The organism is Desulfococcus multivorans, from assembly GCF_001854245.1.
Taxonomy (GTDB): Bacteria; Desulfobacterota; Desulfobacteria; order Desulfobacterales; family Desulfococcaceae; genus Desulfococcus; species Desulfococcus multivorans.
The window spans coordinates 2,723,615-2,735,607 of sequence record NZ_CP015381.1 but is presented as its reverse complement, the minus strand read 5'-3'; the positions used below and the strand labels follow the sequence as shown (position 1 = coordinate 2,735,607).

Genomic DNA, 11,993 nt, shown 5'->3' with positions numbered 1-11,993 from the left:
GTTCTTCACCAATCCAATCGCAATAACTGAATGAGGCCGACATCGATGCCGCGCATGACGTTTGAAAACAGCGATAATATGCGCGGAACCGGCTTGACCTCTCTCTTGACTGATGTTAATAAAATCAGCTCGGATCAGTTCAAAAAATCTAATCAAGCTATTTAACAATTGGACAGGCGTGCATTGTGAAAGACGATCAAAAAAAGCAGGTAAATGAAGCGTCGCAGGGATTCGGACCGCCTATGAAGGTCAAATTCGAAATATATGGGGAGGAGATGATTGAAAAAGTGGTCAAATCCAGCGGAAACAGCGGCCGCGTATATCTGCCGCCGGACTGGGTGGGGCACAGCGTCAAAATCATCCGGATCGACTAACCCTTTTCATCAATGAAACAAAAGGATTCTTTGCGTGGAAAATATTCGGATCAGAGAACTTGAACCCGCCGATGCCGATGATATCGCCCATATTTACGCAGCCATTGTCCGGAAGCCCGTGGATACGGATTTTAAGGACCTGATTGAAAAGCACACTAAAACCGATAACGACATCTGTGTCGTGGCGGAGTTAAACGGCCATGTCATTGGCTTTATGATCAGTTATATTCACTATTTCGGTTTCGGCCTGGAAAAAAGCGCCTGGATTGCCACGCTGGGGGTTCAACCGGAATATATGGGGCACGGCATCGGCAACAAGCTGGCGGAAGAAACCTTCAATCGTTATGAGCAAATGGGCATCCGCAGAGTCTACACATCCGTGCGATGGGATTCCACCGATCTGCTGTCGTTCTTCAAGAACCAGGGTTTTGACCGCAGCAAGTTCATCAACCTGAAAAAAAGATTTTAGTGGAACCGTCGGCATCTCTCATAGACAGGAAGTAATCTCCAGCTCCCTGGTCAGAGGTCTGGACCGAAGGTTTCGGCAGGATCCGGAGCTCAACAATGATGCAGAACACGAGTGGGTTGGGGGTCATCATCAACTCAATCGATGCGGATGATCTTGACATGGCGGCCCACCCAGTCCGGCGGCAGATATACGCGGCCGCTGTTTCCGCTTGAGGTTACCTGTTTTTCGATCATCTCTTCACCGTATACCTCGAATTTGACCTTCGGGGGCGCACCTCGGTCCGGCTGTTTTTCACCCATCCGATGCTTTGGATCGTCTGTCACGGTATTTGTCCACCTGTAATTTTTAGGGTGCATATCATCTTCCGGTCCAAAACCCCTTGGGATCGAACCGACGAAGCATGGCGAGTTCCGTTTCAGTGGGCTCCGGCGTCACGACAGGGTCCGGTGCCACGCGAAGGGGCCAACCCGTGTGTTCCAGTACTGTTTCGACACGGATTCCCGGATGAATGCCGGACAGGACCATCTCCTTGGTTTCGGGATCAAAGCGAAGGATGCCCAGAGTGGTGATGACCGCCGAAGGACCGCCGCGGGGAAGACCCATGCGACGACGCCAGCCGGGTCCGTCGCCGTAACCCGGAGAGGTGATGTAGTCCACCTGGGGCACGAAGCGGCGCTTTTCGTGATTCATGATGATGATGTGCCGCCCGGCCAGGCCGGCCAGATCGCAAGCGCCGCCGCTTCCCGGCATGCGGGTTTCGCGGGCCTGGCCGCTTCTGATCCAGGTCGTGTTCAGATTTCCAAATCGATCCACCTGGGCGCCGCCGATAAAGCTGACGTCGACCTCGCCTTTCTGCAGCAACCCCATCATATCGGCCATATCAGACAACCATTGGGCCCGGTAAAAATTAGGCAGGTCTCCCATGGTCAAAATCGGTTCGGGAGCTACGGTATCGCGCACCAGACCGAGTTCGTAGATCCCCACCGCATTGGGGGCATGAGTGCTCTTGGCCAGAAGGAAACCCAGAAGCGGCAGCCGCATACCGACAAAGATGACTTCACCGTCGGCGATCTCGCGTGCGGCTGCGGTCACCATCAGTTCGGGCAGGGTGTATCGACGCGATTCAGTATCCATAATCAGCAGGCTCCGAAAGAACATGGTGTTTCAATTGAAGTTGCGCCAACCGATCTTTCCCGATGCGCTCCAGATAGGCCTCGCGATCGGAAACCTCATCCACCCATGACCTGCACCAATGAGCGAAATCTTCGGAGGATTTGCCGGCGTTGCGATAGTCGAGGTATGCTTGGTGGTCCCGGTTGTAAAAACCCGGTACCGGGGAAGGATACGCGCCCCAGGGGACATGGACTACGGCGCTGACCCTGAATCCCGGCGTAAGCACACGGTTGGGATCGCTGGTAATCACCTGGGTGTCCACGATGGTTTCGGTGGTGAGAATGACCCTGTCGCTGGCCAGGCAGGCTTCCCGGGTAATACCGAAATTCCCCCAGAAATGGGCGTTTCCATAACGGTCTGCGCGTTGGACGTGGACGATGGTGAGATCCGGGGTGATGGCGGCAACGGCGGCCAACGTGTCGCCGGTAAACGGGCATGTGATGACCTTCAGGCCGGAATTGGTCTTGAACAGATCGCTTCCCAGGGCCGTGCGCACCGGCAGGAACGGTACGCCCGCCGCCCCGGCGCGGAGGGCCGTCAGGATCGTGAAGTTGGAATGATCCTCTACTTCGAGGGTCCCGTTTTCCACTGCGCGTCGAAAATTATATGCCGAGCCGGTGATGACGTTTCCCACCCAGGCGGCCCGGATTCTGGCCGCGCAGCCTGCGCCGACAAGCTGGTCGAAACAGATGTCGGAAATCGGTCCCACCAGCGTCAAGCGACGTTTGCGCTGTCGAATCATCTCGTGGGCGGCGGCAAAGGGAATCATCGCTTCGAGACAGGTGCCCATGGCCACGCTGGAACCGTCGGGAATGAATCGACGGACGGCTTCCGATAAGGACATCAGTTTGGATTGAGGCATAATCTCTCCGTCAACGATCTTTAATAACGGTGTGTTTTAGTGTGTTGATTCCGGACCTGATCCCGAGACCATCTGCCGTAAAGCAATAAAGACTGTTACCCGGAACTGTTGCGACTCGGCAGACGTCGTGTAATTTTCCATATCTTTTCCCGAATCGAAAGTGTTTTCAGCCATGACGCACTTGTTTTTTTTTGAAACCCCGGCGCCGCAATCATTTTTCTTGACAAGGGAAGGGAAATTTTTTATCCAATGTAGCTATAATACAACTACAATATATTTATAATGTGGTTTGAGTCAAGCTTTTTTTCCTGGATCAACCAACGTGTCATGCCGGTCAAGGCATCTTGTCCTGGGGCTCCATCCCGCAGGATGGCATGATTTGCCGCTGATTTTCATGACGGCTGATATCAAAGACAGGGTATGGCGATAGAAGGCCGCTGCCATGGTTGACCCGCCGGGAGAAGGTTTCCGGATCTCTGAAACGGAGCCGGAATGATATGAACCTGGGAGAAGAGATGAGGACGGATATGGACATTTTAGTATGTGTGAAGAGGGTTCCCGACACCTCTGAGAACGAGATTCAAGTGAACGGCAAGGGTACCGACATCGAGCGGGATGATCTGGTTTACTCGGTCAACGAGTGGGACAACTACGCGGTGGAAGAGGCGATCCAGATTCGTGACCGGGTCGGTGGAACGGTAACGGTGGTGACCGTAGGTGACGACGAATCCGAGGAGGTTCTGCGCCGGGAGATGGCCATGGGTGCGGACAACGGTATCCTGCTGTCGGATCCGGCGTTCGAAAGCGCCGACGGCCGTGGGATCGCGACGATTCTGAAGGCGGCGGTGGAGAAAGGGCGATACGATCTGATTCTGACCGGGGCCCAGGCCGACGACGGGGCCGGTCAGGTGGGCGGCATGCTGGCGGCGATGCTGGACGTGCCCTATGCGTCGCTGGTGAACGTCATCGAGATTCTGGACGACAAGAAGATCAAGGTGGGCCGGGAGATCGCAGGGGGCAACCAGGAGATGAACGAGATGACGCTGCCCTGCGTGCTTTCCATCCAGACGGGCATCAACGAACCCCGTTACGTGGGCATCCGCGGGATTCGGAAGGTCGCCTCGGTGGAGATTCCGACGATGGGCGCCGGGGACCTGGGGCTCGACCCCGCCGCAGTGGCGCCGAAGGTGAAGCGTCTCGACTACTTCGTGCCGGATATGGGCGAGGGTGCCGAGATGCTGACGGGCAGCACCGAGGAAATCATCGAGAAACTGATGGAACTCTTGAAAGCCAAAGGAGGGATTAAATCATGAGCCGACAGGTTTTTGCATATATCATCCACAAGAACGGCAAACCCGACGACACGGCCCTGGAATTTGCAACCGCGGCCCGCAAGCTCGACCCGAACGCCGAGGTGATCGGCGTGGTGGTGGGATCGGGAGCGGATCTGGAGGCAGCCGCCGGTGAAGCGGCCAAATCCTATACATCGGTCTGGAAGATCGACAACGCCGCTCTGGCCTATCCCTTAGCCGACGGGGTCCGGAAGGCCCTGACGAGCGTTCTGCCCAGGGAGGCCGTGGTCCTGATCCCCCATGAACATTTCGGCCTCGATCTGGCTCCGGGGCTTGCGGTCAAGCTCGATTCGCCCTATCTGCCCGACGTTGTCGATTTTGCCGGGCTCGACGGCGACACCCTCACGGCCGTCCGCCAGGAGTTTTCCGGCATGGTGAGCACCCACGTCGCCTGCGACATCGCCGCCGGGGCCGTCATCACCGTCCGGCCGGGGGCCTTTGCTCCTGACGAGAGTGCCGCCGCCGGGGGCACCATCACGGACAAGTCCGGGGACGTGGGCGATCTCGCCGCGGGACGCCGCTACCTGGAGACCCTCGTGGCCGAGGTGGGGGACGTGGACATCACCAAGTCCGAGATCCTCGTCTCCGTAGGCCGCGGGATCGAGGATCAGGACAACCTGGAAATCGTGAACGATCTGGCCAGGGCCATGGGGGCCGACGTCTCCTGCTCCCGTCCCATCGTGGACGCCAAATGGCTGGAAAAATCCCGTCAGGTCGGCACTTCCGGCCAGACCGTCAGCCCCAAGGTCTATCTGGCCTGCGGCATCAGCGGCTCGTTCCAGCATATGGGCGGCATCAAGGGCGCCCCTTTCATCGTCGCCGTCAACAAGAATCCCAAGGCTCCCATCTTTCAGGTGGCCGACGTAGGCATCGTGGCCGACATCCTCGAATTCCTTCCCGAGCTGACGGAGGCCGTCGAGAAAAACAGGTAGCCGGTAATCGTTCCGGATCGCATCGTCAGGCAAGCCCGTCGGGACGCCGGGTTCAGAAAGAACGATACGGGGTCTCAGGCGCTATCATTATGTGTTCGTTGCCTGGACGATGCGAGGCCCCTCAAGGTATGGGGTGCCTGTCTGTGCAATGATCAATTCAACTTGTAAAGGATCGGTGGCGGTAGTGAAGGTCAAAAAAATGGATCATATTTGCATTGCGGTCAAGGATCTGAGGGCGGCCTGTAAGATCTGGGAGCCCTTTTTGGGAAAAGAAAAGCCGGACGACCTATACCTGGATGAAGCGGAGAAGATCCGGGTCGCCCGCTATTGGATTGGAGAGGTGGGATTCGAATTGATGGAATCCACCAGTCCCGACGGAGACGTCGCCAGGTTCATCGAGAAGCGCGGTGAGGGCGTCATGGTCATCGGTTTCAACGTGGACAACACGCGGGATGCCGTAAAGACTCTTCAGCACCGGGGCTACCCCCTGATACCCGATGCCCGGGGCGTGGTTGTGCGTCCTTTCAGGGATTGTGAATATGCGTTTGTTCATCCCGGAAAACTCAACGGCGTCCTGGCGGAGGTGATCGACTACCAATGGAACGAACTGAAATGAAAATTGAAAACATATGTGTTGTCGGCGCCGGCCTTATGGGCGGCGGCATCGCCCAGGTGTTTGCGCAATCCGGCATGACGGTGACGCTTCATGACGAAAACGGCGACGCCTTGGAGAAGGCCCGGAGGAATATCGACTGGTCGGTGGGGAAGCTCATCGAGAAGGGGCGGCTCAAGGCGGCAAAGAAAACCATTCTGGAACGGATCCGTTATACGAAGGATCTGGAGACGGCTTCATCCGCAGAGCTGGTGATTGAGGCGGTTTTCGAGAATCTGGAACTCAAACGGACCCTTTTTCAGCGTCTCGACGAGGTCTGTCCCTCAGACACCTTCCTCGCCAGCAATACGTCCTCCCTGCCCATCACCGAGCTTGCCGCCGCCACGAGGCGTCCGGAAAAGGTATTGGGACTTCATTTCTTCAGTCCGGTGCCGATGATGCAGGCGGTGGAAGTGGTGAGGGGCCTGAGCACTTCGGAGGCGGTTATGGCGATGGGCGTTGCCGTGGTCGAGAGATTGGGTAAAACACCCATCCGGGTGGAAAGCGACATTCCCGGTTTTCTGCTCAACCGGATCAACCTGGTAAGCTATGTGGAGGCGATCCGTCTCCTTGAACAGGGCGTTGCCACTGCCGAAGACGTTGACAGGGGTGTCCGGTCGGCCTTCGGGCGGCCCATGGGGCCTTTTGAAACCGGCGATATGGTGGGGCTCGACGTCTCTTATCACGCCCTGACGTCGATTTATCGGGAGAGCCGCGATGACCGGTATTACCCTCCCCAACTCCTGAGGCGAAAGGTCAGGGCGGGCCACCTGGGTCGAAAAAGTGGGCAGGGATGGTACGCCTACGACGAAAACGGGAATCGACGATAGGGCGTTCCTTGTCCGCACCGGTTCTTGAACACCGAAAGTTGACTTGAGAGATAACACCATGACAGACTTCAAAATCGATCTGAGAGACCTCTTTTTCATCCTCAAGGAACAGCTGGGTTACAGCCGGCTGTGCCGCCTGGACGCATTTAAGGACCTGAATGAGAGAACGCTTGATCTTCTTGTCAACGAAGCCGTCCGTTTCGCGAAGGGTGTTCTTGATCCATTGAACGCCGTCTCGGACGCGGAGGCGCTTTTGTATGAAAAAGGCGAGGTGCGCTGTCCTGTGGCTTTCAAGAAGGCTTTCCGGCAATGCGGTGATGACGGCTGGATCGCCGCGGTGGGCGATCCGGCCTATGGCGGGCAGGGGTTTCCGCTCATGATGCGGATCGTGATCAACGAAATGATGTACGGCGCCTGCCAGTCCTTCAACAGTGCTCCCAGCTTGACATTCGGAGCTGCCCGCCTCATCCACAGCTTCGGCACCCGGGCGCTCAAGGAAAGATTTGTTCCAAAAATGTTTGACGGCACCTGGAGCGGCACGATGTGCCTGACTGAACCGGGTGCCGGGTCCGATCTGGGCGCTCTCGAAACCGCGGCGACACCGGAGGGTGATCATTTTTACATCAAAGGCTCGAAAATTTTTATCTCCTGGGGAGAGCACGATCTCACCGATAATATTATTCACCTGGTATTGGCCAGGATTGACGGGGCACCGTCAGGAACCCGGGGGATCTCTCTTTTTGTGGTGCCGAAGGTGCGCGTCGAACCGGACGGTATGTTGGGAGAGCCGAATGATGTGGTCTGCACCGGGATTGAACACAAGTGCGGCCTCCATGCATCCCCCACCGCAGCCCTCACTTTCGGCGGGCGTGACGGTTGCATCGGTTATCTCTGCGGCGAGGAAAACAAGGGGTTGGCGCACATGTTTCAGATGATGAACGGTGCTCGCATCAATACCGCCGTCAGCGGGATGACCCTGGCCGGAACTGCCTATCGGAATGCCCTGGCCTATACCAGAGCCCGGGTCCAGGGCCGGGATATTGCCGGACGAACGGCGGAAGACGTCGCCATTATCCGTCATCCGGACGTGCGACGCATGCTCTTGTGGATGAAGGCGGCTGTGGACGGTATGCGTTCCATGATTTACACCGTCGCCTTTTGGGAGGATTTGGCGAAAGGACTCAATCCCGGTCCCGAAAAAACGCGTTGTCAGGATCTGCTGGACTTCATGACGCCCATCCTGAAGGCGTACTGTTCCGATACGGGGTTCAGGGTATGCGAAGTGGCCATGCAGTGCCTTGGCGGTTACGGCTATTGCCGTGATTATCCCATCGAACGCTACCTCCGTGATGCTAAAATCATGTCCTTGTACGAAGGGACCAATGGGATCCAGTCCATGGACCTGATGGGCCGGAAATTGAGCCTCAGGAATGGGGCTTGTCTGAAAGCCTATCAAGACGAGATCGATACATTCTGCGCGGCGCGCCGGGAGCATCCGGTCCTGAAAGAGGGGGTGCGGCAACTCCATGAAACCGCCGGCATGCTCTGGGTATGTGCCGAAGAGATGAAACGCCGGATGAAAGCCGATCCGCTCCAGTGGGCATCCTACACTTACCCCGCGCTGATGGCCTTTGGGGAAGTGACCATGGCCTGGCGGCTCCTCGATATGGCCGTGATTGCAGCAGATCGGGTCGGAGCAGAAGACGGTTCCGATGATTTTCATCGCGGAAAGCTTTGCCAGGCGATCTGGTTCGTGGACACCACATTGCCCCACACCCAGGCGAGAATAAGAACCTGCCTGAGGACGGGTCGTGAAATTGTCGACATGCCGGACAATGCTTTCTAGAACCGGCCTTGCCGTTTAAATCGTAACAATTTAAAATATATGGTGAATCCGTTTAAGATTGATTTGGGGCTGCATTATGGCCGGCGTGATGCTTCAGACCTGACGGCGGTGTGGTAGGCTGCCGTCGCCTCATCAATCAACACCTGCTCGCGGCCGGTGTAGCGCGGGGAAAAATGAAACAGGGTGAACTGCCGGGCACCGGCCTCACCTGCCAGGGCACCGGCCCGATGCGCCGTCAGGTGATGCTTCCTTTCCGCCATCTCCCGGTCCTCAGCCAGAAAAGCCGATTCAATGAAGAGTTGGTCGGCATCGAGGGCGAGCCGACGGATCTTTTCCCGATTGGCCGGCGTATCGGCGGCGTCGGTGACATAGGCGATTTTCTGGCCGGGGGTGATGCGCGCGATATCGGCGGAGAGTTCTCCCAGCGGATATCTGCGTATCTCAGAGTCCTTGCCGAGGGGGACGGCGATTTCCATAGCCGGGCTGCGTCCTTCGAAAAGCGCTTTTTTGAAAAGACCTATCCATGGGCCGACGGGCAGCCCCAGCGCCGTCAACCGGTCCTTCATGATGTTGACGTGAAAGCGCTCCGTCAGGGCAAAACCGAGACAGGGAATATCATGATCAAGGATTTCAGACGATACCGAAAGAGACGGTTCCGCAAGAAGTTTTCCTGAAAAGGGGACAGTCCGCGGGGGAGATTTCAGAAGAAAGCGGTCCCTGCAGTGATAGGTCTGCGTGTGGATCCTGGATGGTGTGACCTCGGAGACATTCAGGACAAAGCGGTTTTCATAGTTTTGAACGAGATTCCACGTATACCCGGCCAATTTGCCCTCAACATTTCGGTGAATCCCGGCGGGACCGTAAATGTGGACTGTTTTGTCCCGGCCGAGACATATACGCAGCAGACGATCAAATCCGATAAAATGGTCGATATGGGTATGGGATACGAAGATGTGGGATATTTTCAGAACGTCGCGGCCGTCCAGGGATTGGATGTCCCCGATATCGAATAGAAACGCTCGCTTATCGAAAACGAAGGGAACAAAGAGACCGGGATCGCCAAAAGGGCCGTTCATGAGCCGGGGATGAAAGGAAGGACGCATGGTCCGGCGTGAGAGATGAGGAAACTTCAGGGGATAAATTTCTTGACCTGCTGGTTGATACAGGCATAGATTTCGTCATCCGAGCCGTAAATGTCGACGGTGTCCTTGTGGTCAATCAGTTTCTCGATCACGAAAGCCGTGAGGTACAGGCTGACGATGTGCGGTTGGGCAACGATCTTCCGAAACGGCGCCACTTCGTAGTCCACATCGAAGTCTTCTGCATAGCTCAACGTCTCCAACGCCTTGTGAACCTGCTCTTCAAGCCCGTTTTTATTGGTGGTTTCAACCAGTTTGCTCTCGATAAGTTTCATGGCTACCTGGTTGCTCAACGGATCGATGTGTTCTCGAATGCTGTTGATAGCCATGCGGCGGGCCCGTTCCTTTGAAGATTCAATTTTAGACAGGATCGAAGACTCGCGCGTGCTGGGGCGGAATACCTTTGCCATGAGATGTTCCCTTCTTTAACCTTCTGGAAAACTTATAAAAAATTATAAGATAATCATGTTGGTCACCGGATTTCAGGCCAACATCCTATCCATTGTGTGCTTGTTTTCGCCGCCCGATAGCATGATCTGAAACGTCATTATGGTTTGACATGATTCGCTAAGGCCGGTCCACATAGAATAATACTGCCATTTCCTTACAGATTGCAAGAAAAATGTTCAGCTTTCCTTGACCAGAATCTGAGGTGTTTGTTTTCCGTTCCACCGGTTCCATCGCAGATGATAGGCGATCTTTTCAAAGGATTCCGGACGCTCGGACGGATCTATATTGAACTGGATGGCCTCCACGACGGTTCCGACGGGATTCCCGGCCTGGATCAGGGTCATTTTACGGTGCTGTTTTCCCACGATCCTGTGAGCGACCACACGAACGTCCGACGTCATGAAGAGTGGTTCGGGGTTGCCTTCTCCAAAAGGGGTCAGCCTTTCGAGTTCATTGAGAAGGGTGCCGGTGATGTCTTCAAAATCGAGTTTGCAGTCAATGGCGAGGGATCGTGAAAAGTTGTCGACATGGCCGGTTTCCGAAACGACGCGGTCGAACTTATCCTCGAATCGTCTGATGTTTTCCCGCTGGATCCGGAGTCCCGCCGCCATGGGGTGACCACCGAAAGCCTTGAGGTGGGCGGCGCACTGCTTCAGACAGGCGTGGAGGTTGATGCCGGGGATGCTTCTTCCGGATCCTTTTCCTATGGAAGTGCGCGTGGAGATGAGGACGACCGGCCTGAAAAAGCGGTCCACCAATTTGGATGCGACGATACCTAGAATGCCCTCGTGCCAGTTGGAATGGGCCATCACAATGCTGCGCCGATCGAGGATGTGGGGGTGTTTTTCGATGTATGCCGTCACCTGGTCGAGAATTTCCTTTTCCGCCTCCTGTCTCTTCTTGTTCATTCGATTGAGCTGCAGGGCCATCTGGTCTGCCGTCTCGTCGCTTCCGGCGGTGAGCAGCTCAACCGCCAGACCGGCATGTCCCATTCGGCCGGCGGCGTTGAGCCTGGGGCCAAGGCGGAAAGCGATGTCATCCGTGTCGACCGGACGATCCTTGATGCCCGACATCCTGACGAGGGCGCGAAGGCCCGATCGATGCCCTTGATTGATCACATCAAGTCCGGTTCTGGACAAGATTCTGTTCTCTTTTATCATCGGGACCATATCCGCTACCGTTCCGAGGGCCACGAGATCGCAGAATCGCTTCAGATTGGGTTCTGGTCGGCAGCCCCAGAAATCGATATCCCGGAGGTGTTTGCGCAAGTGGATCAAAAGGGAAAAGACCACGCCGACGCCGGCAAGGTGATCGCATCCGCCGCCGCAGTCCCGCCGCCTGGGGTTGACCACCGCAACCGCGGGGGGCAGCGCCTCTATGGTGTGATGGTCGGTAATGACGACATCGATGCCGCTGTCGAGTGCGGCCTGAACTGCGTCATGGCGGCTCGATCCGCAGTCCACGGTGACGATGAGGTCCACCTCCGCCGGCAGAGCGACGCCGAAGACATGATCCTCTTGAAAATCATATCCTTCACGGGTTCGATGGGGAATGTAATAAATGACATCCGCTCCGGCGTATCTCAGAAATTCCAGAAGCAGTGTAACTGCCGTCACGCCGTCCACATCGTAGTCCCCGAAAATCAGAATCTTTTCCCTGTTGGAAACGGCTCGGGCGATGCGCCGGACCGCTGTGTCCATATCCACGATGCAGGACGGCGGGTGGAAGTCCTTCAACGAGGCCTCAAGAAAGTTCACGGCCTCACATCCGGTCAGAATGTTCCGGTTGACGAGAACGGCGGCGATGACCGGGCTGCAACCGAGGTCCGTCTGCAGCGCCTTGACCGCTATAGGGTCGGGGTGTTTGAGTAACCATTCCGTTTTCATGACGGGCCACATTAGCCTATCGACAAAA

Annotated in this window: 13 protein-coding genes; 7 read left to right on the top strand and 6 right to left on the bottom strand. The window is 56.2% G+C overall.

Annotation, left to right across the window (positions count from 1 at the left end; genetic code table 11):
- The first annotated feature begins 185 nt into the window (after positions 1-185).
- A complete protein-coding gene (locus tag dmul_RS11985; RefSeq protein ID WP_040415148.1) occupies positions 186-374 on the top strand; it encodes a DUF2080 family transposase-associated protein in 189 nt (62 codons plus the stop codon).
- Positions 375-408: 34 nt separating this feature from the next.
- Positions 409-843: a GNAT family N-acetyltransferase gene (locus dmul_RS11980; RefSeq protein ID WP_020876817.1), complete on the top strand. Its 435-nt coding sequence runs from the start codon at positions 409-411 to the stop codon at positions 841-843.
- A gap of 134 nt (positions 844-977) precedes the next feature.
- On the opposite strand, the gene dmul_RS11975 is transcribed toward dmul_RS11980, so the two are convergent.
- The 3 genes from dmul_RS11975 to dmul_RS11965 are packed head-to-tail and all read right to left on the bottom strand — an operon-like array spanning position 978 to position 2,878.
- Positions 978-1,166 (bottom strand): DUF2080 family transposase-associated protein, encoded by a 189-nt coding sequence (locus dmul_RS11975; protein WP_020876818.1) that lies wholly within the window; start codon positions 1,164-1,166, stop codon positions 978-980.
- Positions 1,167-1,200: 34 nt separating this feature from the next.
- Positions 1,201-1,977: a CoA-transferase subunit beta gene (locus dmul_RS11970; protein WP_020876819.1), complete on the bottom strand. Its 777-nt coding sequence runs from the start codon at positions 1,975-1,977 to the stop codon at positions 1,201-1,203.
- On the bottom strand, positions 1,967-2,878 hold the full coding sequence (locus tag dmul_RS11965; RefSeq protein ID WP_020876820.1) for a CoA transferase subunit A: 912 nt from the start codon (positions 2,876-2,878) through the stop codon (positions 1,967-1,969). Before dmul_RS11965 ends, dmul_RS11970 begins: the two co-directional genes overlap by 11 nt.
- Before the next feature lie 527 nt (positions 2,879-3,405).
- On the opposite strand from dmul_RS11965, the gene dmul_RS11960 reads away from it, so the two are divergent.
- The 5 genes from dmul_RS11960 (at position 3,406) to dmul_RS11940 (ending at position 8,490) form a co-directional block, all read left to right on the top strand.
- Positions 3,406-4,191 carry an electron transfer flavoprotein subunit beta/FixA family protein gene (locus dmul_RS11960; RefSeq protein ID WP_070962451.1) on the top strand — a complete coding sequence of 262 codons (786 nt, stop codon included), beginning with the start codon at positions 3,406-3,408 and terminating at the stop codon, positions 4,189-4,191.
- On the top strand, positions 4,188-5,162 hold the full coding sequence (locus tag dmul_RS11955) for an electron transfer flavoprotein subunit alpha/FixB family protein (protein WP_070962311.1): 975 nt from the start codon (positions 4,188-4,190) through the stop codon (positions 5,160-5,162). Before dmul_RS11960 ends, dmul_RS11955 begins: the two co-directional genes overlap by 4 nt.
- A gap of 199 nt (positions 5,163-5,361) precedes the next feature.
- Positions 5,362-5,778 (top strand): VOC family protein, encoded by a 417-nt coding sequence (locus tag dmul_RS11950; RefSeq protein WP_020875242.1) that lies wholly within the window; start codon positions 5,362-5,364, stop codon positions 5,776-5,778.
- Positions 5,760-6,644, top strand: coding sequence for a 3-hydroxyacyl-CoA dehydrogenase family protein (locus dmul_RS11945; RefSeq protein WP_020875241.1), 885 nt, complete (start codon positions 5,760-5,762; stop codon positions 6,642-6,644). The genes dmul_RS11950 and dmul_RS11945 overlap by 19 nt, the downstream gene beginning before the upstream one ends.
- 58 nt (positions 6,645-6,702) lie before the next feature.
- On the top strand, positions 6,703-8,490 hold the full coding sequence (locus dmul_RS11940) for an acyl-CoA dehydrogenase (RefSeq protein WP_020875240.1): 1,788 nt from the start codon (positions 6,703-6,705) through the stop codon (positions 8,488-8,490).
- A 74-nt stretch (positions 8,491-8,564) separates the two neighbouring features.
- On the opposite strand, the gene dmul_RS11935 is transcribed toward dmul_RS11940, so the two are convergent.
- The 3 genes from dmul_RS11935 to recJ all read right to left on the bottom strand — a co-directional run bounded on the left by dmul_RS11935 (position 8,565) and on the right by recJ (position 11,965).
- Complete coding sequence (locus dmul_RS11935; RefSeq protein ID WP_020875239.1) at positions 8,565-9,593, bottom strand: ribonuclease Z; 1,029 nt, start codon at positions 9,591-9,593, stop codon at positions 8,565-8,567.
- Between the two features lie 26 nt (positions 9,594-9,619).
- Complete coding sequence (locus dmul_RS11930; RefSeq protein WP_327078312.1) at positions 9,620-9,958, bottom strand: hypothetical protein; 339 nt, start codon at positions 9,956-9,958, stop codon at positions 9,620-9,622.
- Between the two features lie 297 nt (positions 9,959-10,255).
- The gene (gene recJ / locus dmul_RS11925; RefSeq protein ID WP_020875237.1) at positions 10,256-11,965 is read right to left on the bottom strand and encodes a single-stranded-DNA-specific exonuclease RecJ; all 1,710 of its coding nucleotides are present in this window, start codon (positions 11,963-11,965) and stop codon (positions 10,256-10,258) included.
- Positions 11,966-11,993: the final 28 nt, after the last annotated feature.

What these genes read in the sequence shown, in the direction of transcription:
- dmul_RS11950 (WP_020875242.1), top strand. Translation starts at nt 5,362, where the DNA reads ATGGATCATATTTGCATTGCGGTCAAGGATCTGAGGGCGGCCTGTAAG.
- dmul_RS11970 (WP_020876819.1), bottom strand. Translation starts at nt 1,977, where the DNA reads ATGGATACTGAATCGCGTCGATACACCCTGCCCGAACTGATGGTGACC.
- dmul_RS11940 (WP_020875240.1), top strand. Translation starts at nt 6,703, where the DNA reads ATGACAGACTTCAAAATCGATCTGAGAGACCTCTTTTTCATCCTCAAG.
- dmul_RS11955 (WP_070962311.1), top strand. Translation starts at nt 4,188, where the DNA reads ATGAGCCGACAGGTTTTTGCATATATCATCCACAAGAACGGCAAACCC.
- dmul_RS11930 (WP_327078312.1), bottom strand. Translation starts at nt 9,958, where the DNA reads ATGGCTATCAACAGCATTCGAGAACACATCGATCCGTTGAGCAACCAG.
- recJ (WP_020875237.1), bottom strand. Translation starts at nt 11,965, where the DNA reads ATGAAAACGGAATGGTTACTCAAACACCCCGACCCTATAGCGGTCAAG.
- dmul_RS11960 (WP_070962451.1), top strand. Translation starts at nt 3,406, where the DNA reads ATGGACATTTTAGTATGTGTGAAGAGGGTTCCCGACACCTCTGAGAAC.
- dmul_RS11935 (WP_020875239.1), bottom strand. Translation starts at nt 9,593, where the DNA reads ATGCGTCCTTCCTTTCATCCCCGGCTCATGAACGGCCCTTTTGGCGAT.
- dmul_RS11945 (WP_020875241.1), top strand. Translation starts at nt 5,760, where the DNA reads ATGGAACGAACTGAAATGAAAATTGAAAACATATGTGTTGTCGGCGCC.
- dmul_RS11965 (WP_020876820.1), bottom strand. Translation starts at nt 2,878, where the DNA reads ATGCCTCAATCCAAACTGATGTCCTTATCGGAAGCCGTCCGTCGATTC.